We start from the raw sequence: 26,674 nt of genomic DNA, 5'->3' as shown, positions 1-26,674 counted from the left end.
ATGACGGAGAGCATGCGGGCCCTGGTGGTCGACGAGACGGGCGAAGGCGCGGCGTTCCGGATGGCGGACGTGCCGCGCCCGCTCCGGGTGCTCGACGAGGTGCTCGTGCGCGTCGTCGCGGCCGGCGTGAACCCGATCGACCGGAAGACCAGGCTCGGGCGCGGGCTCGCACCCGCGATCACCGGCTACCCGGCGGTGCTGGGCCTCGACTTCGCCGGCGTCGTCGAGGAGGTGCCGTACGCGGCGCACGCGCTGCAGCCCGGCGACCGCGTGTACGGCATGGCGCGGGTGCCGCGCACGTGGGGCTCCTACGCCGAGTACGCGACCGTCGGGTCGCTTTCGGTCGCTCCGATGCCGTCGTCGACCGGGTTCGTCGAGGCCGCCGCGATCCCGTGCGCCGCACTCACGGCGTGGGGCGCGGTGGTCGACGTCGCGCGCGTGCACGACGGCCAGCGCGTGCTCATCCATGCGGGCGCCGGCGGCGTCGGCCACTTCGCGGTGCAGCTCGCCGCGTACTTCGGCGCCCACGTGACCGCGACCGGCTCTCCGCGCAACGCGGAGTTCCTGGCTTCGCTCGGCGCGCGGCACGTGATCGACTACACGGCCGAGCGCTTCGAGGAGGTCGCAGGCGAACAGGACGTGGTGATCGACCTGATCGGCAACGTCGCCGACGACACGGGGACGCGCTCGCTCGAGGTGCTGCGGCCGGGCGGTCTCGTCGTGAACGTGCCGACGAAGTCGTGGCCCACCATGGCCGAGGAGGCGGCCGCACGCGGCATCCGCTCGACCGGGTTCACGCTCGCACCCGACGCACGCACGCTCGCGATCGTGTCGCGCCTGGTCGACGACGGCGCACTGCGGGTGCACGTCGACGAGGTCTTCGACCTCGCCGACGGCGAAGCGGCGCACGAGCGCCTCGGGCAGGGCCACGTGCGCGGCAAGATCGTGCTGCGCGTCGCCGACGACGCGGGCTGAGCTCAGCGCGGCCGCACGGCGCCCGCGAGCAGGGCCGATCCGAGGTCGCTGCGCAGGTAGAGCACGCTGCGCCCGTATCGCGTGCTGACGACGAGCCCCGCGGCGCGGAGCGCGCGGAGGTGCTGGTTCACGGCGCTCGGGGTCACGCCGAAGCGGATCGCGAGCTCGGTCGTCGACGCCGGGTCCGCGAGGGCGGTCAGCAGCGAGGCGCGGGCCGCGCCGAGGATGCCGGCGACCGCCTCCGGGTTCGCGACGCGCTCGGCCTCCCACAGGGCTCCCTGCCCGCGGGCCGGGTACATGACCATCGGCGGGCCCCACCCGATCGGCGCGGAGGAGCGCCGGGTGAACATCGTGGGCACGAGCGTGAGACCCGTGCCGTCGATGCGCTGCGTGCGGTCGTTGGGATCGCGCAGCCTGACCGAGAGGATCTCCCCGTCGAAGTCGATCGTCGACGACAGCCCGTTGAGCATCTCGCCGAGGCCGGACTGGGCGATCTGCCGTCCGCGGTGCACGACGTCGGCCTCGAGCACGGCGCGCATCCTCGGCCAGGTCGCGGCGAAGCTCGCGTCCCAGAGCTCCTCGAGCGCGCCGATCATGCGCCGCACCGCGGCGCGCGGCGATCCGCCGAACACCTCGGGAACGCGGCCGTGGACGGCGACGAGGTCGGCGTGGAAGCGCTCCGGGGCGATCCGGTCGAGTTCGGCGAGCTCCTCGTCGAGGCGGGTGAGCGGGGAGCGCGGGCGGGGGTTGAGGAAGTCCGGGGTCCAGAGGCGGTCGTCGATGAGCGCGTCGAGCGCCTCGTGGTCCAGGTCTGCGCGCGCAGCCTCGGTCCGGCTGACCCAGGGAAGCTGCAGCGGGAACGAGGCGGGCGCGCGGATGGCGCGGAGCGAGAGTCCGAGTTCGCAGAGCGGGGAGATGCCGAACCGGACCGCCGCGACGTCCTGCTCCTCGAGCTCGTAGCGCAACATGTAGCAGAACGCTACATCGTTTTCGTCGCGGCCCGATCACTGCGAGAACTGACGAGTGCCCGACTCCCCCGCCCCGCCGACCCTCGCCTCCCGCATCCTCGCCCCGTTCGCCGACCCCGTGCTCGGCACCCTCGTCATCGCCACGCTCATCAGCCGCGTCGGCCGAGGCATCTTCCTGACCGTCACCGTGCTCTACTTCACGTTCATCATCGGCCTGCCCGCGCACGAGGTGGCCCTGATCCTCGCGCTCGCGAGCGCGGCCGGCGTCGTGTCGTCGTTCGCCGGCGGCTGGCTCGCCGACCGCGTGAGCGCCAGGCGCCTGCTCGTCTGGCTGTCGGCCGCCGACGGCGTCGGGCTCATCGTGTACGTCTTCGCCGGCGACTTCGCCTCGGCCCTCGTCATCGCGGTGTGCGTCGGCGCCATCGAGCAGGCGGCGAACGCGACCCGGGCGGCGATCATCGCGCGCGCCTTCACCGGCGAACGACGGGTCGGCGCGCGCGCCGTGCTGCGCACCGTCACCAACCTCTCGATCGCGGTCGGGTCGGGCATCGGCGCGCTCGCGCTCGTCATCGGCACGGCCGAGGCGTACCGGGCCATGATCGTCGGCGCGGGCGTCGCCTACCTGCTCGCCGTCACGCAACTGGTCCGGCTCCCCGGGTCGGTCGACGCGCCCCGAGCGGCGCTCGCCGCCCCCGTGACGACCGCGACCGGATCGACCGACGCCGTGGCATCCGCTCGCGCGGAACGCATCGCGCTGCGCGCCCACTCCCCCTGGCGCGACCGCCGGTACCTCCTGCTGACGGCGTTGTCCGCCGTGTTCGGCATGCAGTTCGGGGTCGCCGAGGTGGGCGTTCCGCTCTGGATCGCCCAGGACACCGACGCGCCCGAGGTGCTCGTCGCGATCGCGCTGATCCTCAACACGGTCGTGGTCGTGCTCTTCCAGGTGCCCGTCTCGCGCGGCACGCACGACCTCCGGGTGGCCGGGCGCGCGTCGGCGATCGCGGCCTGGCTCATGGCGGGCGCCTGCGTGGTCTACGCCCTCGCGAGCGGCGTCCCCGCCTGGGCGGCGATCACGATCATCCTCGTCGCGACCCTCGCCCACTCCTTCGCCGAGGTGCTCTCGCAGGCCGGCGGCTGGGGCCTGAGCTTCGAACTCGCCGACCCCGTTCGCGCGGGCGCCTATCAGGGCATGTTCTCGATGGGCTTCTCGCTCGGCGCGATGTGCGCCCCGATCGTCGTCGCCGCGACCGCGCTCGAGCACGGCCTGCTCGGCTGGGTCGCGCTCGGCGCGATCTTCCTCGCCTCCGGACTCGGCACCTGGGCGATCGCGCGTTCGGCCGCACGCGGGCCGGGCCCCGCCGCGTCGACCTCCGCCCCCACCGACACCGGGAGCGTTAGCGTCGTAGCGTGAGCACCGCGCCGACGATCGTCTGGTTCCGCGACGACCTGCGCCTCGGCGACAACCCCGCGCTCGTCGCGGCGGCCGAACGCGGGGATCCGACGATCGCGGTGTACGTGCTCGACGAGCAGTCGCCGGGCATCCGCCCGCTCGGGGGCGCGGCGAAGTGGTGGCTGCACCATTCGCTCGAGCGGCTGGCGAGCGACCTCGGCGAGCGCGGGGTGCCGCTCGTGCTCGGGCGCGGCGCTGCGGCGGGCGTCATCCGCTCGCTCGTCGATGAGGCCGGCGCCGGAGCCGTGCTCTGGAACCGGCGCTACGGCGCCGCGGAGCGCGCCGTCGACACCGCCCTCAAGGCGGCCCTGACCGAGTCGGGCGTCGAGGTCGGCAGCTTCGGGGCGTCCCTCCTGTTCGAACCGTGGACGATCCGCACCGGCGCGGGGACCCCGTACTCGGTGTTCACCCCGTTCTGGCGGGCGTGCCTCGCCGCCGACGAGCCGCGGCATCCGTCGCAGCCCCCGGAGCTCACGGCAGGGGGCGCCGGGGCGGACCGGCTCGCCGCGCGGGGCGCCCGCCTCGACGACTGGGGCCTCCTCCCCACCGACCCCGACTGGGCGGGCGGACTCCGCGAGACCTGGGAACCCGGCGAGCGGGCGGCGCACCGACGCCTCCGGGCGTTCCTCGCCGGCGACCTCGACCGGTACGCCGACGCCCGCGACCGGCTCGACCTCGATGCGACGAGCCGGCTCTCCCCGCACCTGCGCTGGGGTGAACTCAGCCCCCACCAGGTATGGCACGAGACGCGACGCCGGGCGGCGGGAACCGAGGGCGCGGCGAAGTTCCTGAGCGAGCTCGGATGGCGCGAGTTCGCCTACCACGTGCTCTTCCACTTCCCCGAGCTCGCGACGCGCAACCTGCGCCCCGAGTTCGACCGCTTCCCCTGGCCACCGCCGGACACCGACGCGATCACCGCGTGGGAACGCGGCACGACCGGCATCCCCGTCGTGGATGCCGCGATGCGCGAGCTCTGGCGAACGGGCGGCATGCACAACCGGGCGCGCATGGTCGCCGCATCGTTCCTGACGAAGAACCTGCTCGTCGACTGGCGGCTCGGCGAGCAGTGGTTCTGGGACACGCTCGTCGACGCCGACCCGGCCTCAAACCCGTTCGGCTGGCAGTGGGTCGCCGGATCGGGCGCCGATGCCGCCCCCTACTTCCGCGTGTTCAACCCCGAACTGCAGCGTCGGCGGTTCGACCCGGACGACGAGTACGTCCGCAGGTGGATCCCCGAACTCGACACCGCCGACTACCCCGAGCCCCTCGTGGACCTCCGCGGATCCCGCGCCGCGGCACTCGCGGCGTACGAGCACGTCACGGGCGCGCGCTGACGCCGGTCGCCTCCGCGGTCTGAAGGGAGCGCTCGAGCACGTAGTCGTGTTCGAGCCGGTCGCCGACGCGGAACCGCTTCGTGCCGACGACCTCGAATCCCTGCTTCTCGTAGAAGCGGATGGCACGGGAGTTCTCCTGGTTCACCCCGAGCCACGCGACCGCGGCACCCGTGCCGACCGCGGTCGAGAGCGTCGCCCCCATCAGGGTGCCGGCGATCCCGGCCCCGTGGGCGACGGGGTGCACGTACAGCTTGCTGAGCTCGATCGACGGGCGCGTGGTGACGCTCGCCGCGGCATCCGCATCTGCGGGGATTCCGCCCGCGGTCTGCACGAGCATGGACCACCCGACGAGGCCGCCGGTCGCGGCGACCTCCTCGGACTCGCCGTATGCGATACCGGCCCCGTCGGCGCGGTCGGGTTCGGCGACGAGGACGGTGCGCGACGGGTCGGCGAGGTACTCGGCGAACCGCACCTCCGACAGGTGCTCGGCCAGGAACCACGCGATCGCGTCCGACGTGGTCGATGCGGGGCACGCCAGCGGGAACGTGATCGCGGCCAGGCGCGCGAGCGCCTCCGCGTCGCCCGCGTTCGCGGGCCGGATCGTGACGGTCACAGGCCCGACGCTACCGGTGTCCCGCACCCCGGTCCATGATCGGGTGCGCGCGATGGCAGGATTCCCTCATGGACGCCAGCCCCGCAGACACGACCGCCCGCTCCGACGACGGACGCTCCTTCCGCATTCCCGGACCGGTCGACGGATTCGTGGTCGGATCCCTCGTCGTCGTCGACGACGGGGCATGCCGTCAGCTCGGCCTCGTCGAGCAGCACGACGAGGGACGCGGCAGCCTGCGCGGCCGGCTGCTCGGCGTGCTGGCCGACGGCCTGCTGGACACGCGGAGGAGCTCGGCGTTCGCCGCTGCCGCGGTGGTGTCGGTCGATCCCGACTCGATCGACCTGCTCCACTCCGCGACGGGCGCGGCGCTCGAGATCGGGACCGACCTGACGCCGCCCGGCGGACCCGCGCGACTGCTGCCCCACCGGTTCAACCGGCACACGTTCTGGTGCGGGCAGAGCGGGTCGGGCAAGACCTACGCCCTGGGCGTCGTGCTCGAGCAGCTGATCGCGCACACGGCCCTGCCCGTGGTGGTGTTCGACCCGAACTCGGACTTCGTGCGGCTCGGCGAGCTCGAGCCGGGCGCCGCGGGCGCCACGGCCGACGCGCTGCGCGACCGCGACATCCGCGTGCTGCGCCCGAACGTGCCGGGAGCCGATCTCCTCCGGGCCCGCTTCATCGACATGCCGATGGCCTCGAAGGCGGCGGTCCTCCAGCTCGACCCGGTCGTGGACCGCGCCGAGTTCAACGCGCTCGTGCACCTGCGCGACGAGCTCGACACGAACGACCTGTCGTCCATCCTGCCGACGCTCCGCGCCGCCGACGACCACGTGCACCGCGACCTCGCCCAGCGGCTCGAGAACCTCGGGATCCTCGACTGGGAGGTGTGGGCCGGACAGGACGCCGCGGCGACGGACGTCATCTCCGAACGCCCCGACGCCACCGTGCTCGACCTGGGCGGGTTCTCGACGCCCGACCAGCAGCTCGTGGTCGCGCTCGCGGTGCTCGACGACCTGTGGCAGCGCCGGGAGGAGCGGCGGCCGGTGCTGCTCGTCATCGACGAGGCGCACAACCTGTGCTCGCCGAACCTCGATTCCCCGCTCGCGATCGCCGTGCGCGAGCGGCTCATCCAGATCGCGGCCGAGGGCAGGAAGTTCGGCCTCTGGCTGCTGCTGTCGACGCAGCGGCCCTCGAAGGTGCACGCCGGGATCATCTCGCAGTGCGACAACCTCGCCCTCATGAAGATGAGCTCGCCCGTCGACCTCGACGGCCTCGCCACCTGGTTCGGGTACGCGCCGGCGGGCCTGCTCGCGAGGTCGCCGTGGTTCCGACAGGGCGAGGCCCTGTTCGCGGGCGGCTTCGTCCCGGCGCCCACGCTGCTCAAGATGAACGCCCGACTCACGCCCGAGGGCGGGGTCGACGTCCCGGTCCCGATGCGCTGAGCGCGTCGCCACGCATGGCGAAGCGGATGCCGCGGGCTTCCCACCCCGCGGCATCCGCTCGTGCGCCGACCCGGCCTAGAGGAACCGGGCGTACGCCCCGACCGTCAGGAACGTCGGGAACTCCGGCTCGAGCGCCGACGACCGGAACACCGAGATCGCGTCGTCGAACCGGTCGCCCTCGAAGCGCGGCAGGTCGGCGACCGCCGCCGCCATGATCCGCACGATCGAGGTCTGGTCGATGCGGGTGCCCTCGGCTGTGACGGTGTTCTCGTGCAGCCACTGCCACAGCTGCGAGCGCGAGATCTCGGCGGTCGCGGCGTCCTCCATGAGGTTGTCGATCGCCGCGGCGCCGGTGCCGCGCAGCCACGACTCGATGTAGCGGATGCAGATCGAGACGTTGTCGTACACGCCGGCCTCGGTCACCTGGCCGCCGACCGACGGGATGTCGAGCAGCTGGGCGGCCGTCACCTCGACGTCGTCGCGCAGGCGGTCGACCTGGTTCGGCCGGTCGCCGAGCACGGCGTCGAACTCGGCACGCGCGGTCGGGATGAGGTCGGGGTGGGCGACCCACGTGCCGTCGAAGCCGTCGCCGGCCTCGCGCGACTTGTCGGCCGCGACCGCGGCGAGCGCGCGCTCGGTCACCTCGGGGTCGCGGCGGTTCGGGATGAACGCGCTCATGCCGCCGATCGCGTGCGCGCCCCGCTTGTGGCAGGTCTGCACGAGCAGTTCGGTGTAGGCCCGCATGAACGGCACCGTCATCGTGATCTGCTTGCGGTCGGGCATGACCCAGCGGCGGCCGCGCGAGCGGAACGTCTTCACGATCGAGAAGATGTAGTCCCAGCGGCCGGCGTTCAGGCCCGCGCAGTGGTCGCGCAGCTCGTACAGGATCTCGTCCATCTGGAACGCGGCCTGGATGGTCTCGATGAGGACCGTCGCGCGGACCGTGCCCTGCGGGATGCCGAGCTCATCCTGCGCGAAGACGAAGATGTCGTTCCACAGCTTCGCCTCGCGGTGCGACTCGAGCTTGGGCAGGTAGAAGTACGGCCCGCGGCCGGCTGCGATGAGCGCCTTCGCGTTGTGGAAGAAGTACAGGCCGAAGTCGACGAGCGAACCCGAGGCGTGCATCGCACGGCCGGCCCGGTCGTGGAACTTCAGGTGCTTCTCCACGAGGTGCCAGCCGCGGGGGCGGAACACGATCGTCGGCGTCTGCTCGGCAGTGACGCGGTACTCCTTGCCCTCGGGGCTCGTGTACTCGAGGTCGCCGCGCAGGAAGTCGAACAGGCTGAGCTGCCCGCCGATGACGTTGCCCCAGGTCGGGCTCGTGGCATCCTCCTGGTCGGCCAGCCACACCTTCGCGCCGGAGTTCAGCGCGTTGATGGCCATCTTCCGGTCGGTCGGGCCGGTGATCTCGACGCGACGGTCCTCGAGTCCGGGGCCGGCGCCCGCGACCCGCCAGGTGCGGTCGTTCCGGATGGACTCCGTCTCGGGCAGGAACTTCGGGTCGCGCCCGTTGGCCGCGTCGACGCGGGTCTGCAGGCGGACCGCGAGCAGCTCGTGCCGGATGTGCGCGAATCGGTCGTGCAGCTTCGCGAGGAACGCGAGCGCCTCCGGGGTGAGGATCTCGTCGTACCGCTCGCCGAGCGGGGCGGTGACCTCGATGTGCGGCTGCACGGTCTGGAAGCTTCCGGTCGCGGGCTTGGGTGCGGGCAGCGTCTCGGTGCGAGCGGATGCCGCGGCATCCGTTCGTTCGATCGTGATGGTCATGGTCTCGTCTCCTTCGCGGGCGTGCGCCCGTCGATCAGTGCTGGAACTGCTCTTCCTCGGTCGATCCGACGAGGGCGAGGGTCGCGCTGTTCGGGTTCAGCGCCGTGGCGATCTGGTCGAAGTAGCCGGTGCCGACCTCGCGCTGGTGGCGCGTGGCGGTGTAGCCGTCGGCCTCGGAGGCGAATTCGGCCTCCTGCAGCTCGACGTACGCGGACATGTGACGCTCGTTGTAGTCCTTGGCGAGCGTGAACATGCCGTGGTTCAGGGAGTGGAAGCCCGCCAGGGTGATGAACTGGAAGGCGTAGCCCATCGATGCGAGCTCGCGCTGGAACTTCGCGATCTGGTCGTCGTCGAGGTGGCGCTTCCAGTTGAAGCTCGGCGAGCAGTTGTAGCTCAGGCGCTTGCCGGGGAACTTCGCGTGGACGGCCTCGGCGAAGCGGCGGGCGAGGTCGAGGTCGGGCTCGGCCGACTCGACCCAGAGCAGGTCGGCGTACTCGGCGTAGGCGAGCCCGCGGGCGATGACCGGCTCGGGGCCGTTCTGCACCTCGTAGAACCCCTCGGCAGTGCGCTCGCCCGTGACGAACGGCCGGTCGCGCTCGTCGTGGTCGCTCGTGAGCAGGGTCGCGGCGAGCGCGTCGGTGCGCGCGATGATGATCGAGGGCACGCCCGCGACATCCGCTGCGAGACGAGCCGCATTGATCGTGCGGATGTGCTGGCCGGTCGGGATCAGCACCTTGCCGCCCATGTGGCCGCACTTCTTCTCGCTCGCGAGCTGGTCCTCCCAGTGCACGCCGGCCGCACCGGCCTCGATCATCTGGTGCATGAGCTCGTAGGCGTTGAGCGGGCCGCCGAAGCCGGCCTCGGCGTCGGCGACGATCGGCGCCATCCAGTCGCTGATGCCGGTCTGCGCCTCGTTGCCCTGCTCGATCTGGCCAGCGCGCAGCAGCGCGTTGTTGATGCGGCGCACGACGGCCGGCACCGAGTTGGCGGGGTAGAGCGACTGGTCGGGGTAGGTCTGGCCCGAGAGGTTCGCGTCGCCGGCGACCTGCCAGCCCGAGAGGTAGATGGCCTTGAGGCCCGCGCGGACCTGCTGCACGGCCTGGTTGCCGGTCAGGGCGCCGAGCGCGGCCGACCACTCCGGGTCCTCCATGGGCTCGAACGCGCTGCCGGTGTTCTTCCGGATGTTCTCCCAGAGCTTCTCGGCGCCGCGCCTGGCGAGCGTGCGCTCCTCGCGGACCGGGCCGCGGAGGGCGATGACGTCCTCGGCGGTGTAGTCGCGCTTGACGCCCTCCCAGCGGGGGTCGGCATCCCACTCGAGCTGGAGCTCGGCAGCGGTCTGCGTCTGGTCGCCGGGGCGGTTGATGGTGCTCATGGGGTGCTCCTTCGGTGCAGCGGTGCGGATGTCTCGTGGCGGCCGGCGGGCCGTCCGGGACGGGTCCGTGGTGCCTGTGGAACCATGCTGCGCTCGCCCGGAAGGCCCGGACCGCCGATCCGGGGGGTGAACTTTCCCGGTTCTTCTGCGCTGCGGAACTCCCCCGCGGGTGCGGGGCCGGAGAACCGGGAACGCGGAGCGGCAGGCCCCGGACCGGACCCGCTCGGGCGGAGAATGGGAGCGTGACGCAGGGCGACGGCGAGGCCGGAAACCCCCGGCTCCCGGCACGCCGGCGAGCGCGGCGGGGCATGCTGGGCGTCGCCCTGTTCGTGGGCGGGCCGGTCGTCGGCACGGCGCTCGTCGTGGTCGGGATCGTGCTCGGCCTGGCCGAGGAGCCGCGGTTGCTCCTGCTCGCGGTCCTCGGGGTCGGCGTCGTGTTCGTCGCGACCTACGCGGGCCTGCGGGTGCTCTTCGCGGTCGAGCGGGCCGGTGGTTCCGACCGCACGTGACGGCCGGCGCGGCGGCGCTGGCAACCCCCTCGCGTGTCGCCCGTGTGACGAATCGGGCCGCACTGTTTCGCCCGTGTGACGATCGCCCGGACGATCTGTCAGGCAGTTCGCCGTCGACCGATGGTCCGTCCGGTTCTGCACCCGCCCATTGCACAGCCGTGCAACAGGCGTTTGAATTGCCGAACGCGATGTGGCGTCAGCGAACCGGAGGTACCCCCAGGTGACGACAGCGACCGAGGCGAGGACCGCCTCCCCCGTGAACCCCGATGCGGCCACCGGCTCCATCCGGATCGACCGGGTCACGAAGAAGTACGGCGAGGCGACCGCGGTCGACGCCCTGTCGCTGACGATCGAGCCGGGCGAGTTCATCTCGTTGCTCGGGCCGTCCGGCTGCGGCAAGACCACCACGCTGCGCATGATCGCCGGCTTCGAACAACCCGATGCGGGCGACATCAGCATCTCCGGACGATCCGTCCTGGGCCTGCCGCCGTACCGGCGCGACGTGAACACGGTCTTCCAGGCATACGCGCTCTTCCCGCACATGAGCGTCGCCGAGAACGTCGCCTACGGCCTCCAGCAGCGCCGGACGCCGAAGGCCGAGGTGCGCGAGCGCGTCTCGGAGGCCCTCGAACTCGTCCAGATGCGCCGCTTCGCCGACCGCAAGCCCACCCAGCTCTCGGGCGGCCAGCAGCAGCGTGTCGCGCTCGCGCGCGCCCTCGTCAACCGCCCCTCGGTGCTGCTGCTCGACGAGCCGCTCGGCGCGCTCGACCGGCAGCTGCGAGAAGAGATGCAGCTCGAGCTGAAGCTCCTCCAGGCCCGGCTCGGCATCACGTTCGTCTTCGTCACGCACGACCAGGGCGAAGCGCTCTCGATGAGCGACCGCATCGCGATCATGCGCGACGGGCGCATCGAGCAGCTCGCCGACGCCGACACGATCTACGCCCGACCCACCTCGGCGTACGTCGCCGCCTTCGTCGGCCAGCAGAACTTCTTCCGCGGCACCGCGACCGAGGGCGGTTCGGCGGTCGAGTCCGCGCACGGGCTCGTGCGCGGCATCCGCTCGGACCGGCGCGCACCGATCGCCGACGGCGCCTCGGTGCAGGCGGCCGTGCGACCCGAGTTCGTGCGCATCGAAGCGGATGCCTCGACGAGCGCGCCCGCGACCGGAGCGAACCGCGTGCAGGGCACCCTGCTCGGCGTCTCGCACCTCGGCGAGACCATGCAGTACCTCGTGCGCCTCGGCGACGACCAGAGCCTCATCGCCCGCCGACCCACCCCCGAGGCGCCCGAGATCGCCGTGGGCTCGCCCGTCACGTGCTCGTGGACCGACGCGAGCGTGCAGGTCTTCCCCTCCGACGACGCCGCCGCAGCCGGCGGCTACGTGGCCCCGCCGACCCACTGACACCGATACCGCACCGCACCCGACCCCGACCCAGCGACCCCCCGACCCCTAGGAGCGACATGTCCGAGAAGTCCACCCCGATCCGGATCCTCGCGAGCGCCGAGCAGGTGCCGATCCTCCAGCGCGCCATCGACCGCCGCCGATTCCTGAGCTTCGCAGCCGCCATGGGCGGCACGGCGTTCCTCGCCGCCTGCTCCACGGGCGGGCAGGCCTCGAGCGCGCCGGTCGCGACCGGCGGCGAGCTCGAGAACTCGCTCAGCATCTACACCTGGGGCGACTACGACTCCCCCGACGTCGTCTCGGCGTTCACCTCGGAGCTCGGGCCGAAGGTCACGTTCGACTCGTACGGCTCGAACGAGGAGCTCATCTCGAAGCTCGTCGCCGCGAAGGGCACGTCGGGCTACGACATCATCGTCCCGACCGGCGCGTTCATCCCGCAGATGATCGAGAACGGCATCATCCAGGCGCTGAACAAGGACCTGCTGCCGAACATCGAGCACATGGACCCGGCCTTCCTCGGCCGCAGCTGGGACCCGGAGAACGAGTACTCGATCTGCAAGGCGTGGGGCACGACCGGCTTCGTCTACGACAAGACGGTCATCACCCGCGAGCTGAAGGACTGGAACGACTTCCTCGACGCCGCGCAGAACGAGGCGAGCGGCAAGACGAGCGTGCTCGACGACCCGGCCGAGGTCACGGGCATCTACTACTGGGCGAACGGCATCAACTGGAACACCACCGACGAGGCCGAGATCGATGCGTGCGAGGACTACATCGTGAACACGCTCGCGCCGCACATCGCCGCGTTCGACTCCTACCCCGGCGGACAGGCGATCCCCCAGGCGACGCAGGTGCTCATGCAGGCGTGGAACGGTGACGCGCGCATCGGGATCCTCGAGAGCCCGGACCCCGACCGCTGGCAGTGGGTGCTCGGCTCGCCCGCGACCGAACTGTGGATGGACAACTGGGCGATCCCGGTCGGTGCGCCGCACCCCGAGGCCGCGCACGCCTTCATCAACTGGACCATGGTCCCCGAGAACCAGATCCTCCAGGTCGACTACATCGGCTACCACACGGGCGCAGCGGGCATCGAGGAGGCCGCAACCGAGGCCGGCCTCGAGATGCTCGACCTCGTGTTCTTCACGCCGGAGCAGATCGCGACGATGCAGGACGGCGAAGTGAACGATGCGCAGCAGCGCACGGTCGACATCTGGAACAAGGCGAAGGCCGCGGCCGGTGCGTAGTCTCCGCCTGCCGAGCTTCGCCCTCGCGATCCCCGCGTGGGCGTGGCTCGTCACCTTCTTCGTGGTGCCGGTCGGCGCCGTGCTGTACTTCAGCTTCGGCTACAAGCCGGGCATCTTCGGCACCCACGCGACCGACCGGCTCTCGTTCGACCGGTACGCCGAAGCGCTCACGCCCACGTTCTTCGACGTGTTCATGAACACGCTGTGGGTCGGCATCGCGGGCACGCTGCTGTGCCTCGCGATCGGCCTGCCGGTCGCCTACTGGATGGCCGTGAAGGCGCCCGCGAACCGCCGCGGCCTGCTCCTGGCCCTGGTCATGGTCCCGTACTGGACGAACTTCCTCGTTCGCACCATCGGCTGGCAGATCATCCTCGCCCCCGAGGGGTGGATGTCGCAGGCGCTCCAGGCGGTCGGCATCACCGACGGCCCGCTCGAGATCCTGTACACGCGCGGCGCGGTGCTGCTCGGCGTCGTCTACAACTACCTGCCGCTCATGATCCTGCCCCTGTTCGTCGCGTTCGACCGGGTCGGCCCGGCACTGCGCGAGGCGTCGAAGGACCTCGGCGCGAACCGGGTCCGCACGTTCCTGCGCGTGACGATCCCGCTCGCCCGCCCGGGAATCATCGTCGGCCTGCTGCTGGTCTACATCCCGCTCATGGGCGACTACATCACGGCGACCGTCCTGGGCGGTGCGCAGGGCAACATGGTCGGCCAGCTCGTGGCCAGCCAGTTCCAGACCGCGCAGAACTGGGCGCTCGGCTCGGCCATGGCCGTGCTGCTGATCATCGTCATCGTCGTCTCGGCGGCCGCGATCGGCCTGCTCGTCTGGCTGGCGTCCCTGCCGTTCCGTGCCCGCACCCGTGTCGAGTTGGAGGCCACGGCATGACCACCACCGCTCCCGAGCAGACCTCGACGGATGCCGCGGCGGCCCGCGACGGGGCATCCGGACCTCGCACCGCGACCGGGCCGGTCGCCCGCCGGCCGCGCCGATCCCCGGTCGACCTGGGCCTGACGGTCTGGAGCGTGCTCGTCTTCCTGTTCCTGTTCGCGCCGATCCTCGTGATCATCGTGTACTCGTTCAACAACGGGCGACTGCTGATCGCCTGGAACGAGTTCGGCTTCGAGCCGTACCGTGCGCTGTGGGAGAAGCCCGCGGTCCGCGACGCCGTGGCGGTGTCGCTGCGGACCGGCGCGATCGCCGCCCTCCTCGCGACCGCGCTCGGCACGCTCGCCGGAGTCGCGCTCGCCCGCAAGCCGGGCAAGTGGGCGGCCTGGTTCATCGTGCTGCTGGTGCTGGTCTCGGTCACGCCCGAGATCGTCGATGCGGTCTCGCTGCTGCCGTGGCTCGTGTTCCTCGGGCAGGACCTCGGGCTCTCGCTCTTCAACGACGGCACGATGCGCCTGGTGGTCGGCCACTCGCTGTTCTCGACGGCGATCGTGACGTACATCGTGCGGGCCCGGCTCGTCGGGCTCGACGCCCAGCTCGAGGAGGCCTCCGCCGACCTCTACGCGACGCCGTTCACGACCTTCCGTCGGGTCACGCTGCCGCTGGCGATGCCCGCGGTGCTCGCCGGGATGCTGCTCGCGTTCACCCTGAGCCTCGACAACACGGTCGTCGCCGCGTTCGTGCAGGTGTCGGGCTCGACACCGTGGCCGGTGTACGTGCTCAGCGCACTGCGCGGCGGGCTCCGCCCTGAGATCGCGTCGGTCTCGACCGTGATGCTCCTGCTCACGCTCGGAGCGCTCGCGCTCGTCGCGGTCGTGCTCAAGCGCGCGGGCGACTCCGCGACGCAGATCGCCCGCACCATGTCCGGCGGCTGACGCCGCCCCTCGCTCGAGGCGCGCGCCGGCACCGAAGGAATCCGGTTCCTGCTCCGGAACCCGCGAATGGCCGGGTTCGGCGGGCGGAACCGGATTCCCACGGCGGGCGCTCCCCGACCCACCGCTTCCCACTCGAAAGGACGAACCCATGCCCCACGCCGACCTCGTCTTCACCGGCGGCCCCGTCTTCACCGCCGACACCGTGCGCTCGCGTGCGAGCGCCGTCGCCGTGTCGGGCGGCCGGATCGTGGCCGTCGGATCCGACGACGACGTCCGCGACCTCGTCGGGCCCTCGACCGAGGTCGTCGACCTGCACGGGCGGATGCTCGTGCCCGGGTTCCAGGATGCGCACGTGCACCCGGTGTGGGGCGGGCTCGACCTGATGCGGTGCGACCTGTCGCAGCACGAGACCGAGCCGGACTACCTCGAGCGCATCGCCGCGTACGCGGCGGACCACCCCGACGAGGAGTGGGTCCTGGGCGGCGGCTGGTCGATGTCGGCCTTCCCGGGCGGCACGCCGACCGCGGCATCCCTCGACCGGGTCGTTCCCGACCGTCCGGCGTTCCTGCCGAACCGCGACGGGCACGGCGCATGGGTCAACTCGGCCGCGCTGCGGCTGGCCGGCATCGACCGGAACACGCCCGATCCCGCCGACGGCCGGATCGAGCGCGACGCCGACGGCACCCCGACCGGGACCCTGCACGAGGGCGCGATGTCGCTCGTGAACCGGCTCCTGCCGGAGACGAGCCTCGAGACGCTCACCGAGGCGGTGCTGCTCGGCCAGCAGTACCTGCACTCGTACGGCGTGACCGCATGGCAGGACGCGATCGTCGGCACCTACGGCGATGCGGGTGACGCGGGCCTGGCGTACGTCTCCGCGGCGAACGCGGGCAAGCTCACCGGTCGCGTCGTCGGCGCGATCTGGTGGGATCGCACGCGCGGCATCGAGCAGATCCCCGACCTCGTCGCCAAGCGCGACACGTACCGCGCCGGCCGGTTCGCCGCGACGAGCATCAAGATCATGCAGGACGGGGTGGCCGAGAACTTCACCGCGTCGATGCTCGAGCCGTACTGCGACGGGCACGGGCACTTCACCGACAACTCCGGCATCTCGTTCGTCGACCCGGCCGTGCTGAACCCGGCCGCCGCGGAACTCGACCGGCTCGGCTTCCAGCTGCACTTCCACGCGATCGGCGACCGCGCCGTGCGCGAGTGCCTCGACTCCGTCGAGCACGCCATCGCGGCGAACGGCCGGGGCGACCACCGCCACCACATCGCGCACATCCAGGTCGTGCACCCGGAGGACGTGCCGCGGTTCCGCGAGCTCGGCGTCGCGGCGAACATGCAGTCGCTCTGGGCTGCCCTCGAGCCCCAGATGGTCGAGCTCACCCTGCCGTTCCTCGGCGACCCGCGCAGCGCCTGGCAGTACCCGTTCGGCGACCTCATGCGTGCGGGCGCGGTGCTCGTCGCGGGCAGCGACTGGTCGGTCTCGACGCCGGACCCGCTCGCGGCGATCCACACGGCCGTGAACCGGAAGGCGGCTCCGGCGTACTCGGACGGCGATTACGAGCCGTTCCTGCCGGAGCAGGCGATCGACCTCGCGACGTCGCTGACCGCATACACGGCGGGCTCTGCGTGGGTGAACCACCTCGACGACGTGACCGGCACCATCGAGGTCGGCAAGTACGCCGACCTCGTCGTGCTCGACCGCGACCCGTTCGCGCACCCCGCCGACGAGATCGCCGCGACGCGGGTCGAGCAGACGTTCGTCGAGGGCGAGCGCGTCTACGCAGCCTGAGGCCGCCCGCGGTACAGAAATCCTTTCCGAGTTCGAGTGAGCTCAGGACGATTTGCGGCTCGACCGCGCCGATTTCGACGTGCGGTGCAGAAATTTCGGGAGTCTTCCGTTTGCAGGCGGTGCTCGCTCGTGTGAGCATGAGGCATGGTCACCGCAGATCGCGCCCACGCCTCGATCCAGCACGCTTCGCACGCCGCGTACGCCGCCGCACCCGCGCGTGCGGTCGGCGCCGCGCCCGATCCGGGCCCGGATGAGGTCGACGCGCTGACCCTCGGGCGCCGCATCCGCGATCGCCGTCTCGCCGCGGGCATGACGCTGGGCCGGCTCGCCGCGGCGATCGACCGCGCACCGTCGCAGGTGAGCGCGATCGAGAACGGCAAGCGCGAACCGCGGCTGTCGATGCTCCGCACCATCGCGCTGGCGCTCGGCACCACGGCCGACGAGCTGCTTCGACCGGATGCCCCGTCCGAGCGCGCAGCCCTCGAGATCGCGGTCGAGCGCGCGCAGCGCGGGCCGGTCTTCGCCGCACTCGGGCTCGACCCGTTCCGCGTGGCGAAGACCATGAGCGACCAGACGCTGCAGACGATCCTGTCGCTGCACAACGAGATCGACCGGCTGCACCGCGAACGTGCAGCGACGCCCGAGGAGGCGCGCCGGGCGAACGCGCAGCTGCGCGCCGAGATGCGCGCCCGCGACAACTTCTACCCCGAGCTCGAAGCGAAGGCGGCCGAGCTGCTCGAGGCCGTGGGCCACACGGGCGGTCCGGTGTCGCACCAGCTCGTGGCCGACATGGCGAGCCACCTCGGGTACTCGCTGCACTACGTCGGCGACCTGCCGCACTCGACGCGTTCGGTGACCGACAAGCGCCACGGCCGCATCTACCTGCCGACCCAGCAGTCGCCGTCGCGCGACTCGCGCTCGCCGATCCTCCAGGCGCTCGCGTCGCACCTGCTCGACCACGAGGAACCGGCGAACTACGGCGCCTTCCTCCGCCAGCGCATCGAGACGAACTACCTCACGGCCGCGATCCTGCTGCCCGAGCAGGCGGCCGTCAGGTACCTGACCGAGGCGAAGAACCTGCGCCGCATCTCGATGGAAGAGCTGCGCGACCACTTCGCGGTGTCGTACGAGACGGCCGCGCACCGGTTCACGAACCTCGCGACGGCGCGCCTCGACATCCCCGTGCACTTCATGAAGGTGCACGAGTCGGGCACGATCATCAAGGCGTACGAGAACGACTCGGTGCGCTTCCCGTCCGACGCGCTCGGCGCGGTCGAGGGCACGACGGTGTGCCGCAACTGGACCGCCCGCACGGTCTTCGACGTCGAGGACCGCTTCAGCCCCTGGTACCAGTACACCGACACCTCGTCGGGCACGTTCTGGTGCACCTCGCGCATCGAGAAGGCCAAGGAGGGCGAGTACTCGGTGTCGGTCGGCGTGCCCTTCGAGCACGTGAAGTGGTTCCGCGGGCGTGAGACACCACATCGTGCGGTGTCGCGCTGCCCCGACGAGTCGTGCTGCCGTCGCGCCCCCGACGAACTCGCGGGCAAGTGGGCGGATGCCTCGTGGCCGGCCGCCCGCACGCCGACCTCGTTGCTCGCGGCCCTGCCGACGGGCACGTTCCCCGGGGTCGACCAGACCGAGGTCTACCAGTTCCTGGAGGCGCACGCGCCGCGAGGATGACCTGCACGGGCCCGAACGGCGGTATGCCATGTCTCATGGCACGGCGGTACTTCGGTACCGTGTTCGCGGGGATCGGCTTCCCCGGCGCGAGCATGCGCCATGCCCGATCGCGACGTTCGACGAGCAAAGCGCACCGAACGTCGATCTCCGCCCTTGACCCGAGCAGAGTTTCCGACCGCGGCACTGTTTCCGACCGCGGCACTGTATCCGACCGCCACCAGCCGACATCCGACTGCCGACAGCCGGCGCCCGCGCACTGTGTCCGGCCGGGGCCCGGCATCCCGACGACCTGCCTATTGGCCGGTTGTGCAACATCGGGCAGGATGGTCGGAACAACCGACCTTGGAGTGATCCCACCATGGGAACGACCGTCTTCGAACGCCGCACCCCCGCGGCATCCGTCATCGACCGCAGCCTCGAGGGCACGCGACGCAGCGTGTTCTGGATCGACGACCTGGCCGACGAGGCGAAGCGGCCGCGGCCGCGCCTCGAGGGCACGCGCAGCGCCGACCTCGCCGTCGTCGGCGGCGGCTACACCGGCCTCTGGACCGCGGTGCTCGCCAAGCGCGCGAACCCCGACCTGCACGTCGTGCTCATCGAAGCCAAGCGCATCGGCTGGGCGGCGTCAGGCCGCAACGGCGGCTTCTGCGAGGCCAGCCTCACGCACGGCCGCGAGAACGGCCTGAGCCGCTGGCCCGACGAGATCGACGAGCTCGACCGGCTCGGGCTCGCGAACCTCGACGCGATCGAGGCATCCGAGGCCGAACTCGGCATCGACTTCGAGTTCGAGCGCAACGGCGCCCTCGACGTCGCGATCGAACCGCACCAGGTCGAGTGGCTGCACGAGGCCGCAGCCGACGCGGCATCCCGCGGCGACGACACCGTCAAGCTGCTCGACGAGCACCAGGTCCGCGCCGAGGTCGACTCCCCCACCTACCTCGGCGCGATCTGGAACACGCGCACGAGCGCCATCCTGCACCCGGCCAAGCTCGCGGCCGAACTCGCGCGCGTCGCCGAGGAGGCCGGCGTCGAGATCTTCGAGGACTCGCCCGTCACGCGCCTGGACACCCCCGGATCGACCGGCGCGGTGCAGGTCGTCACCGATCGCGGCCGCGTCGACGCGACCCGCGCGGTGCTCGCGACCAACGTGTTCCCGGCCCTGCTCAAGCGCAACCGGCTCATGACGGTGCCCGTCTACGACTACGTGCTCATGACCGAGCCGCTGACCGACGAGCAGCGCGCATCGATCGGCTGGGCCAACCGCCAGGGCATCGGCGACATGGCCAACCAGTTCCACTACTCGCGCATGACCCGCGACGGGCGCATCCTCTACGGCGGCTACGACGCGATCTACCACTTCGGCGGGCGCATCCGCGACGAGTACGAGGACCGCCCCGAGAGCTTCCGCAAGCTCGCGAGCCACTTCTTCACGACCTACCCGCAGCTCGAGGGGCTGCGCTTCACCCACCAGTGGGCGGGCGCGATCGACACCTCCACGCAGTTCACCGCGTTCACGGGCCTCGCGCGCGACGGCCGCGTCGCCTACGCGTCGGGCTTCACCGGACTCGGCGTCGCCTCGACCCGGTTCATGGCCGAGACGATGCTCGACCTGCTCGCCGGGCGCGACACCGAGCGCACGCGCCTGAAGATGGTGAAGACCCGGCCGCTGCCGTTCCCGCCCGAGCCCGCGGCATCCCTCGGCATCAACGCCACGCGCTGGTCGCTCGACCGGGCCGACCACAACGGCGGGCGGCGCAACGTGCTGCTGAAGACGCTCGACGCGCTCGGCCTCGGGTTCGACTCGTGAGCGGCACGCAGGGCGAGGGTCTCGCCGACGTGCTCCGGCTCGCCGCCGGTGCGGTGACGGATGCCGCGGGGCTCGCGCTCGAGCACGAACCCGTGCCCGCCGACCAGGTCGTCGCAGGCACCCCGACCACGGGGTACGTGCCGCTCGACGAATCGGAGCCCGGTGAGATCGGCGTCTGGGAGATGTCGGTCGGCGCCATGCGCGACGTCGAGGTCGACGAGGTCTTCGTGGTGCTCGCGGGATCCGCGACCGTTGAGTTCGAGCACGTGCCCTCGAGCGGCGGGCCGGCCGCGCCGATCGAACTGGCCCCCGGCTCCGTCGTACGGTTGGAGGCCGGAATGCGAACGATCTGGACGGTTCGCGAACCCATCCGCAAGGTGTTCATCGCGCGCTGAGGCGCGACGCAGAAGGAGAGAGCAGGAATGTCGAAGTACCGCGTGCAGAACCCCGCCACGGGCGAGATCATCGAGACCTTCGAGGTCGCCACCGACGCCGAGATCGATGAGACGCTCGCGGCAGCGGATGCCGCATTCCGCGAGTGGCGCGACCGCAGCGTGCAGGAGCGTGCCGCGGTCGTGCGCCGCGTGGCCGAACTGTTCGACGAGCGACGCGACGAGCTCGCCCGGATCATCGCCGTCGAGATGGGCAAGTCGATCGCCGAATCGCTCGACGAGGTCGAGTTCGCCCGGTCGATCATCGACTACTACGGCGTGCACGGGCCGAGCCTGATCACCGACCACGAGATCCCGTCGACGATCCCCGGCAAGGCGATCATCGAGCACCTGCCGGTCGGCGCGCTGCTCGGCGTCATGCCGTGGAACTTCCCGTACTACCAGGTCGCCCGCTTCGCGGCCCCGAACCTCGTGCTCGGCAACACCATCATCCTCAAGCACGCCGACATCTGCGCGCGCTCCGCGCTCGCCATCGAGGCGATCATGCTCGAGGCCGGCGTGCCGGTGGGCGGCTACCGGAACGTGTTCGCCACGCACGACCAGATCGCGACGATGATCGCCGACCCGCGCGTGCAGGGCGTCTCGCTCACCGGCTCCGAGCGGGCGGGCGCCATCATCGGCGAGCAGGCCGGCCGGCACCTGAAGAAGTGCGTGCTCGAGCTCGGCGGCATCGACCCGATGGTCGTGCTCGACGCCGACGACGTCGCCGCCGTCGCGAAGGAGGCGTGGGACTTCCGCGTCTACAACGGCGGCCAGGTGTGCAACTCGAACAAGCGGATGATCGTCATGGACGAGATCTACGACGAGTTCGTCGCTGCGCTGAAGGAGCTCGCCGCCGGTCTCGAGCCGGGCGACCAACTCGACCTGGGCGACGGCCAGTTCGCGCCGCTGTCGAGCCGCGCGGCCGCGGAGACCGTGCACGCCCAGGTGCAGCAGGCGATCGCCGAGGGCGCGACCCTCGAGGCCGGCGGCGTGCTCTCCGATGGCCCGGGCGCCCACTACTCGCCGGCCGTGCTGACCGGCGTGCCGCGCGACTCCGAGTCGTACCGCGAGGAGATCTTCGGGCCGGTCGCGACCGTGTTCCGCGTGCACAGCGACGAGGAGGCCCTCGAGGTCGCCAACGACTGCGCGCTCGGACTCGGCGGGTCGGTGTTCTCCACCGACGAGGCCCGCGCCGCGCGCATCGCCTCGAAGCTCGAGGTCGGCATGACGCACGTGAACACCATCGCCGCCGAGGCCGCCGAGCTGCCCTTCGGCGGCGTCAAGCGCTCCGGCTTCGGCCGCGAGATGGGCCCGGTCGGCATCGGCGAGTTCTCGAACAAGCGACTCTCCTTCGTCGCGCGCTGACCGCGCCGCGGCATCCGCACCCCGGAAGCAGGTTCCGGCCGTCGAACCGGGCATCGCCCGTGGTTCGCTGCCGGAACCTGCTTCCGCCGCGCCGCGGCATCCGCTGCCGTCAGAGCTCGACGTCGAGGGCGAGTCCGGCGTAGTCGAGTACCGCCTGGCGGACCACCGCCCGGTCGCGAGCGAGCCCCAGCAGCGGGTACAGGTCGTACGCGTCCTCGAGCGCGACGATGTTGCGGGCGATCGCGTCGACCTGCATCCGCGGGCGGAACGCGCCGACACCCACACCGATCTCGATCGCGGTGCGGTAGAGCATGACCTGCCGTTCGACGATGAGTCGATGCGACGGACCCAACTGCGGCCGCTCGGGCAGCAACGCGATGCTCTCGTACACGATCCGCAGGTCGTCGCTGATCTCGTCGGGCACACCGGCCTCGATCATCGCCCTGAGCCGTTCGCGCGGGTCGGCGATCGCGTCGGCGATGCGTCGGCGCCGCTCGTAGAACTCCTCGACCACCCCGTCGACGGCGGCGAGCAGCAGGTCGTCGAAGGTCGGGAAGTAGTACAGGACGCTGCCTGCGCTGACCTCCGCCTCGGCCGCGACCGCGCGCACGTTCGCCTGCAGGATGCCTCGCCTGCCGGCGACGCGGCGCAGCGCCGCGACGAGTTCGTCGCGGCGCTGCGCGTGCCGGGTGGACTGCTTCACGTGCGGCCTTCCTCGGTCACTCCGCTTCGATCGGTTCCGCGAGCCGCTCGTACTGCCGCGGGTCACGGCGCCTGATCACCAGTCCCCACACGATACCGACGATGAACAGGATCGGCGTGGGCAGGAGGAGGATCAGGTTCGCGACCGGGTCCAGTCCGGTCACGAACTCGAAGTTGAACACGATCAGCAGGAAGCCCGTGATCAGGCCCGCCGCGCCGAGCACCGGCGCGATGACGACGCGGAACAGGCCGTGGCCGCGTCGGTCTCGCGCGAAGAACCCGATCACGGCGATCGCCGCGACCGACTGCGCGAACACGAGGCCCGCGACACCGGTCCCGTAGGCCCAGATGCCGAGCTGGAGGATCGGGTCGGCTCCCGCCGCCCACGCGATCAGGATCGCCACGACCGCGATGCCGGCGAGGAGGGTGCTGGCCACATAGGGTGCGCGGCTCGTCGGGTGGGTGCGCGCCAGCGGCGCGGGGAGGAGTCGCTCGCGCGAGAGCGAGAACACGTACCGGCTCGACGCGTTGTGGAACGCGAGCAGGCAGGCGAAGAAGCTCGTCACGACGAGGATCTGGAGCACCGTCGCGGTCCAGGCACCCAGGTACTGGTCGCCCGCGATGAACATCATCTCGGTGAAGTCGTCGGTCGCTGCCAGCTCGAGCACGCCCTGGGCGCCGAACGCGACGGTGAGCACCCAGAACGTGAACGCGTAGAACACGGCGAGGAAGCCGACGGCGATGTAGGTGGCGATCGGAACGGTGCGTGCCGGGTCCTTGGCCTCCTCGGAGTAGATCGCTGTGCCCTCGAAGCCGATGTAGGCACCGAAACCGATCACGAACAGGACCGCGACACCGGGCGCGAGGAACACGTGCTCGGGGGCGAACGGCGCCGCGCTCCAGGGCTCGGGACCGCCGCCGATCAGCACCGCGATCGAGAGCACGAGCAGGATGCCGACCTCGGCCGTCAGGAGCACCGCGAGCACCTTCGCGCCGACGTCGACCTTGCGGTACCCGAGGAACGCCACGAAGCCGGCGGCCACGAGCGACCAGATCGGCCAGGGCAGGTCGAGCCCGAACAGGCTCGTGAACGTCAGCGAGGCGAAGAACCCGAGGAAGCCGTAGAAGCTGATGGAGAGCGCGATGTACGCGAAGACGGTCACGAGGGCGGTGCCGATGCCTGCGGGCTTGCCGAGGCCCCTCGAGGCGTACGCGTAGAACGCTCCGGTGTTGCGGACGTGACGCGACATCGCGGTGAAGCCGACCGCGAAGAGGATCAGGACGACGCCGCAGACCAGGATGGCACCGGCCGCACCGATTCCGCCGAGGCGCAACGTGGTCGGCGCGGCGCTCGCCACGACCGTCAGCGGTGCGGCCGCCGAGACGACGAAGAAGACGATGTCCCACACCCGCAGCCGGCCGCGGGCGAGCTGTCCGGCACCCGATCCCGGGGGCTCGGATGTCGGCGCGCCCGGCCCGCCGGGCGGGATCGTGTCGTGAGTCTGTTGCGTCATTGCAGGTTCTCCTCGCCGTGCATCGATGCTCGGGATCGGGGTCTCGAGTGGTCTGAACATGCATTCAAGACTGGAAGCAAGGCCCTGTCAAGCATGTATTCTGGGGCATGAGCAAAATCTGAACGCTCGTTCGAAAACATTGGAGTCGAAGATGACGACCACGCCACCTGCGGCCCAGCGAGCGCGCGACCTCGGCGTCCCGTTCGACGGCACCCCCGGTCGCTGGAATGCGATCACCGACGTCCCCGGAGTCCAGGTCGGGTACACCACGATCGTCGACGGCGCCCCCGGCGAGGCGTCGGTCGCACGGACCGGGGTGACGGCCATCCTGCCCAGGGGGCGCGAGGGCGTCGGCGTGCCCTGCGCCGCCGGCATCCACTCGCTCAACGGGAACGGCGAACTGACCGGCCGGAGCTGGATCGAGGAGTCCGGGTCGCTGACCCTGCCGATCGGCATCACGAACAGCCACGCGGTCGGCGCCGTGCACGCGGGCATCGACGAATGGACCCAGGCCGCCCACCCGGAACTCGCCGCCGAATGGCTGCTCCCCGTCGTCGGCGAGACGTGGGACGGCTACCTGAACCAGATCAACGCCCGCCACGTGCGCCCCGAGCACGCGATCGCCGCGATCGAGTCGGCCGCGACCGGCCCGGTGACCGAGGGCAACGTCGGCGGCGGGACCGGCATGAACTGCTACGGCTTCAAGGGCGGGTCGGGCACCGCATCGCGCGTCGTCGTCTACGGCGAGCGCGAGCACACCGTCGGCGTGTTCCTCCAGGCGAACTTCGGCAGCCGGAACGAACTGCGCCTCGCCGGCCGGCCGCTCGGTCGCGAGTCGGCGGCGCCGAACCCCTACGAGGATGCCGCGTGGTTCGTGCGTGACGGCGAACGAGCGCGCGTGCGGGGCGGGTCGGGCAGCGTCATCGGCATCGTGATCACCGACGCCCCGCTGCTCCCGGGCCAGTGCGAGGCCCTCGCCCGCCGCGTGCCCCTGGGCCTGGCGCGCACCGGCACGAGCGGCAGCCACTTCTCGGGCGACATCTTCCTGGCTTGCTCGACCGCGAACGCGGGCGCGTTCACGTCGAGCATGCCGGTCACGCCGGTCGGCGACCAGCCGTACGAATCGGCCGAGTTCGTGCCGTGGGGCCGCATCGACCCGTTCTTCGAGGCCGTCGTCCAGGCGACCGAGGAGGCCGTCGCGAACGTGCTCGTCGCCGCGCGCGACATGGTCGGCCGCGACGGCCACGCGAACGTCGCGCTCCCGCACCACGAGGTCTGCGCGGCGTTCGCGACGAGCTGACGCGCGCGACCGGGCCGCGGTGAGGCGGCCGGTACACTCCCGTCGTGAGCGACTTCCGATCCCGTGACGACGCGACGACCACCACGAACGCGCGCCGCGCCTGGGTCCTCGGCGGCGGGTTGCTGCTCGCATCGACCGTCGTCGGGTCGGTCGCGGCTCCCGCACTGTGGGGCGTTCCCGGATCCGGGTTCGCGGGGCCGGCGCTGTTCTCGATCGCCCTGCTCGTCTTCGCGTTCGGCTTCCGCGGCGCCGGAAGCGTCACCGCGCGCCGCCCGCTCGGCACGGCCGCGCTCTCGCTGCTCGCCGTGTGGACCTTCGCGGACGGGATCCTCCTCGACCTGCTGCCGCTCGAGTCGATGTCTGCGGCCGAGCAGATGCTCGTGAGCATCTCCGACACGGTGCTGACCGCGGCGTTGGCCGCGATCGCGTGCGTCCGGATCGGTCGCGCCCACGTCCTGCCCCCGCCGTGGAACTGGGCTCCATGCTGGGCGCTCGGGGCCGTGATCGTGCCGGCAGTCCTCCAGTACCTCGTCTTCGCATTCGACGCCGGGTCGCCCGATCTCCGGGTCGCGACCGTGCTCGTGGGCCTCGACAGCCTGGTGCGGACCATCGCCGCGGTGTTCCTGGGCGTCGTCGCGATCGTGCTCTCCACCCGTTCCGCCGGCACCCGGACGGTGCGGATCCTCGCGTCCGAGGAGTGACGCTCACCGGGCCGCGGGCACCTCGATCTCGATCGGGTCCGTGTGCATCGGTCCGCCGCAGCGCTCCGACCCGCCGACGCGCACCCATTCGAGGTCGAAGTCCTCTCGATCGAGCGTGTTGCCGGCGGCATCCAGCAGTTCGATGCTGATGCGTTCGGGCGCGTCGAGGTCGAGGTCGACCCGCCACCGGTCGCCGGGAAGCTCGTTCGCGACCCAGAGCGGCCCGGTCGGGGGCACCGGGGTGGCGTCGACGCCCGGTACCGAGCATCCGCGATCGCCGCACAGGACGAGCCGCTCGACCTCGTCGGCGCCGGGACCGGCGAGCACGATCTCGAGGCTCTGGAGGTACCCGATGGCCGGGCACGCGGTGAGGTTGACGCCCACGCAGCCGGTCGTCAGCGCGATGCCGAGACCGCCGATCACCGTGGAACCGGCCGCGCGCCGCCGTCGCCCCGAGGTCGCCATGTGCCGAGGAT

Annotated in this window: 23 protein-coding genes; 16 read left to right on the top strand and 7 right to left on the bottom strand. The window is 71.5% G+C overall.

Going from position 1 to position 26,674, the window contains the following annotated elements; all coding sequences use genetic code 11:
• On the top strand, nucleotides 1-975 hold the full coding sequence (locus DSM26151_RS02515; RefSeq protein WP_234660854.1) for an NADP-dependent oxidoreductase: 975 nt from the start codon (nucleotides 1-3) through the stop codon (nucleotides 973-975).
• 2 nt (nucleotides 976-977) lie between these two features.
• Here the strand turns inward: DSM26151_RS02515 and DSM26151_RS02510 are convergent, their stop codons facing one another.
• A complete protein-coding gene (locus tag DSM26151_RS02510) occupies nucleotides 978-1,943 on the bottom strand; it encodes an ArsR/SmtB family transcription factor (RefSeq protein WP_234660853.1) in 966 nt (321 codons plus the stop codon).
• A gap of 55 nt (nucleotides 1,944-1,998) precedes the next feature.
• Here DSM26151_RS02510 and DSM26151_RS02505 point away from each other — a divergent pair, with 55 nt between their 5' ends.
• Together DSM26151_RS02505 and DSM26151_RS02500 are read left to right on the top strand one after the other, a co-directional pair.
• Nucleotides 1,999-3,354 (top strand): MFS transporter, encoded by a 1,356-nt coding sequence (locus DSM26151_RS02505; protein ID WP_234660852.1) that lies wholly within the window; start codon nucleotides 1,999-2,001, stop codon nucleotides 3,352-3,354.
• A complete protein-coding gene (locus tag DSM26151_RS02500; RefSeq protein WP_234660851.1) occupies nucleotides 3,351-4,727 on the top strand; it encodes a cryptochrome/photolyase family protein in 1,377 nt (458 codons plus the stop codon). The genes DSM26151_RS02505 and DSM26151_RS02500 overlap by 4 nt, the downstream gene beginning before the upstream one ends.
• On the opposite strand, the gene DSM26151_RS02495 is transcribed toward DSM26151_RS02500, so the two are convergent.
• The gene (locus tag DSM26151_RS02495; protein ID WP_234660850.1) at nucleotides 4,711-5,340 is read right to left on the bottom strand and encodes a GNAT family N-acetyltransferase; all 630 of its coding nucleotides are present in this window, start codon (nucleotides 5,338-5,340) and stop codon (nucleotides 4,711-4,713) included. The genes DSM26151_RS02500 and DSM26151_RS02495 overlap by 17 nt on opposite strands.
• A gap of 68 nt (nucleotides 5,341-5,408) precedes the next feature.
• Here DSM26151_RS02495 and DSM26151_RS02490 point away from each other — a divergent pair, with 68 nt between their 5' ends.
• The gene (locus DSM26151_RS02490) at nucleotides 5,409-6,782 is read left to right on the top strand and encodes an ATP-binding protein (protein ID WP_234660849.1); all 1,374 of its coding nucleotides are present in this window, start codon (nucleotides 5,409-5,411) and stop codon (nucleotides 6,780-6,782) included.
• 75 nt (nucleotides 6,783-6,857) lie between these two features.
• Here the strand turns inward: DSM26151_RS02490 and aceB are convergent, their stop codons facing one another.
• Nucleotides 6,858-8,546: a malate synthase A gene (aceB, locus tag DSM26151_RS02485; protein ID WP_234660848.1), complete on the bottom strand. Its 1,689-nt coding sequence runs from the start codon at nucleotides 8,544-8,546 to the stop codon at nucleotides 6,858-6,860.
• Nucleotides 8,547-8,580: 34 nt separating this feature from the next.
• Entirely contained in the window at nucleotides 8,581-9,918 is a 1,338-nt protein-coding gene (aceA, locus tag DSM26151_RS02480; protein WP_234660847.1) for an isocitrate lyase, read from the bottom strand.
• A 242-nt stretch (nucleotides 9,919-10,160) separates the two neighbouring features.
• On the opposite strand from aceA, the gene DSM26151_RS02475 reads away from it, so the two are divergent.
• The 10 genes from DSM26151_RS02475 to DSM26151_RS02430 all read left to right on the top strand — a co-directional run bounded on the left by DSM26151_RS02475 (nucleotide 10,161) and on the right by DSM26151_RS02430 (nucleotide 21,981).
• Complete coding sequence (locus DSM26151_RS02475; protein WP_234660846.1) at nucleotides 10,161-10,427, top strand: hypothetical protein; 267 nt, start codon at nucleotides 10,161-10,163, stop codon at nucleotides 10,425-10,427.
• A gap of 220 nt (nucleotides 10,428-10,647) precedes the next feature.
• Nucleotides 10,648-11,829 (top strand): ABC transporter ATP-binding protein, encoded by a 1,182-nt coding sequence (locus DSM26151_RS02470; RefSeq protein ID WP_234660845.1) that lies wholly within the window; start codon nucleotides 10,648-10,650, stop codon nucleotides 11,827-11,829.
• A 59-nt stretch (nucleotides 11,830-11,888) separates the two neighbouring features.
• Entirely contained in the window at nucleotides 11,889-13,073 is a 1,185-nt protein-coding gene (locus DSM26151_RS02465) for a polyamine ABC transporter substrate-binding protein (RefSeq protein WP_234660844.1), read from the top strand.
• Nucleotides 13,066-13,959 (top strand): ABC transporter permease, encoded by an 894-nt coding sequence (locus DSM26151_RS02460; RefSeq protein WP_234660843.1) that lies wholly within the window; start codon nucleotides 13,066-13,068, stop codon nucleotides 13,957-13,959. The genes DSM26151_RS02465 and DSM26151_RS02460 overlap by 8 nt, the downstream gene beginning before the upstream one ends.
• The gene (locus DSM26151_RS02455; RefSeq protein WP_234660842.1) at nucleotides 13,956-14,894 is read left to right on the top strand and encodes an ABC transporter permease; all 939 of its coding nucleotides are present in this window, start codon (nucleotides 13,956-13,958) and stop codon (nucleotides 14,892-14,894) included. The genes DSM26151_RS02460 and DSM26151_RS02455 overlap by 4 nt, the downstream gene beginning before the upstream one ends.
• Nucleotides 14,895-15,042: 148 nt before the next feature.
• A complete protein-coding gene (locus DSM26151_RS02450) occupies nucleotides 15,043-16,692 on the top strand; it encodes an amidohydrolase (protein ID WP_234660841.1) in 1,650 nt (549 codons plus the stop codon).
• Nucleotides 16,693-16,836: 144 nt separating this feature from the next.
• On the top strand, nucleotides 16,837-18,375 hold the full coding sequence (locus tag DSM26151_RS02445; protein WP_234660840.1) for a helix-turn-helix domain-containing protein: 1,539 nt from the start codon (nucleotides 16,837-16,839) through the stop codon (nucleotides 18,373-18,375).
• A 358-nt stretch (nucleotides 18,376-18,733) separates the two neighbouring features.
• Nucleotides 18,734-20,182 (top strand): NAD(P)/FAD-dependent oxidoreductase, encoded by a 1,449-nt coding sequence (locus DSM26151_RS02440; RefSeq protein ID WP_234660839.1) that lies wholly within the window; start codon nucleotides 18,734-18,736, stop codon nucleotides 20,180-20,182.
• Nucleotides 20,179-20,577, top strand: a complete 399-nt coding sequence (locus DSM26151_RS02435) for a cupin domain-containing protein (RefSeq protein ID WP_234660838.1) — start codon at nucleotides 20,179-20,181, stop codon at nucleotides 20,575-20,577. Before DSM26151_RS02440 ends, DSM26151_RS02435 begins: the two co-directional genes overlap by 4 nt.
• A gap of 27 nt (nucleotides 20,578-20,604) precedes the next feature.
• A complete protein-coding gene (locus DSM26151_RS02430) occupies nucleotides 20,605-21,981 on the top strand; it encodes an NAD-dependent succinate-semialdehyde dehydrogenase (RefSeq protein WP_234660837.1) in 1,377 nt (458 codons plus the stop codon).
• Between the two features lie 109 nt (nucleotides 21,982-22,090).
• On the opposite strand, the gene DSM26151_RS02425 is transcribed toward DSM26151_RS02430, so the two are convergent.
• On the bottom strand, nucleotides 22,091-22,684 hold the full coding sequence (locus DSM26151_RS02425; RefSeq protein WP_234660836.1) for a TetR/AcrR family transcriptional regulator: 594 nt from the start codon (nucleotides 22,682-22,684) through the stop codon (nucleotides 22,091-22,093).
• 16 nt (nucleotides 22,685-22,700) lie between these two features.
• Nucleotides 22,701-24,197, bottom strand: a complete 1,497-nt coding sequence (locus DSM26151_RS02420; RefSeq protein WP_234660835.1) for an APC family permease — start codon at nucleotides 24,195-24,197, stop codon at nucleotides 22,701-22,703.
• Between the two features lie 151 nt (nucleotides 24,198-24,348).
• Between DSM26151_RS02420 and DSM26151_RS02415 the strand changes: the two genes are divergently transcribed.
• Both DSM26151_RS02415 and DSM26151_RS02410 read left to right on the top strand, forming a co-directional pair.
• A complete protein-coding gene (locus DSM26151_RS02415) occupies nucleotides 24,349-25,497 on the top strand; it encodes a DmpA family aminopeptidase (RefSeq protein WP_234660834.1) in 1,149 nt (382 codons plus the stop codon).
• 44 nt (nucleotides 25,498-25,541) lie between these two features.
• Nucleotides 25,542-26,198 carry a hypothetical protein gene (locus DSM26151_RS02410; protein WP_234660833.1) on the top strand — a complete coding sequence of 219 codons (657 nt, stop codon included), beginning with the start codon at nucleotides 25,542-25,544 and terminating at the stop codon, nucleotides 26,196-26,198.
• Nucleotides 26,199-26,201: 3 nt separating this feature from the next.
• On the opposite strand, the gene DSM26151_RS02405 is transcribed toward DSM26151_RS02410, so the two are convergent.
• Nucleotides 26,202-26,663 carry a hypothetical protein gene (locus DSM26151_RS02405; protein WP_234660832.1) on the bottom strand — a complete coding sequence of 154 codons (462 nt, stop codon included), beginning with the start codon at nucleotides 26,661-26,663 and terminating at the stop codon, nucleotides 26,202-26,204.
• Nucleotides 26,664-26,674 lie beyond the last annotated feature (11 nt).

This window comes from Agromyces marinus (assembly GCF_021442325.1).
Taxonomy (GTDB): Bacteria; Actinomycetota; Actinomycetes; order Actinomycetales; family Microbacteriaceae; genus Agromyces; species Agromyces marinus.
The sequence above is the reverse complement of the archived record's forward strand: the minus strand, read 5'-3'. Positions and strand labels throughout refer to the sequence as shown.

Bases quoted from the DNA above. Each gene is read 5' to 3' on its own strand.
- DSM26151_RS02415 (WP_234660834.1), top strand. From the start codon at position 24,349: ATGACGACCACGCCACCTGCGGCCCAGCGAGCGCGCGACCTCGGCGTC.
- DSM26151_RS02510 (WP_234660853.1), bottom strand. From the start codon at position 1,943: ATGTTGCGCTACGAGCTCGAGGAGCAGGACGTCGCGGCGGTCCGGTTC.
- DSM26151_RS02515 (WP_234660854.1), top strand. From the start codon at position 1: ATGACGGAGAGCATGCGGGCCCTGGTGGTCGACGAGACGGGCGAAGGC.
- DSM26151_RS02465 (WP_234660844.1), top strand. From the start codon at position 11,889: ATGTCCGAGAAGTCCACCCCGATCCGGATCCTCGCGAGCGCCGAGCAG.
- aceB (WP_234660848.1), bottom strand. From the start codon at position 8,546: ATGACCATCACGATCGAACGAACGGATGCCGCGGCATCCGCTCGCACC.
- DSM26151_RS02450 (WP_234660841.1), top strand. From the start codon at position 15,043: ATGCCCCACGCCGACCTCGTCTTCACCGGCGGCCCCGTCTTCACCGCC.
- DSM26151_RS02455 (WP_234660842.1), top strand. From the start codon at position 13,956: ATGACCACCACCGCTCCCGAGCAGACCTCGACGGATGCCGCGGCGGCC.
- DSM26151_RS02490 (WP_234660849.1), top strand. From the start codon at position 5,409: ATGGACGCCAGCCCCGCAGACACGACCGCCCGCTCCGACGACGGACGC.
- DSM26151_RS02445 (WP_234660840.1), top strand. From the start codon at position 16,837: ATGGTCACCGCAGATCGCGCCCACGCCTCGATCCAGCACGCTTCGCAC.
- DSM26151_RS02440 (WP_234660839.1), top strand. From the start codon at position 18,734: ATGGGAACGACCGTCTTCGAACGCCGCACCCCCGCGGCATCCGTCATC.
- DSM26151_RS02420 (WP_234660835.1), bottom strand. From the start codon at position 24,197: ATGACGCAACAGACTCACGACACGATCCCGCCCGGCGGGCCGGGCGCG.
- aceA (WP_234660847.1), bottom strand. From the start codon at position 9,918: ATGAGCACCATCAACCGCCCCGGCGACCAGACGCAGACCGCTGCCGAG.
- DSM26151_RS02405 (WP_234660832.1), bottom strand. From the start codon at position 26,663: ATGGCGACCTCGGGGCGACGGCGGCGCGCGGCCGGTTCCACGGTGATC.
- DSM26151_RS02430 (WP_234660837.1), top strand. From the start codon at position 20,605: ATGTCGAAGTACCGCGTGCAGAACCCCGCCACGGGCGAGATCATCGAG.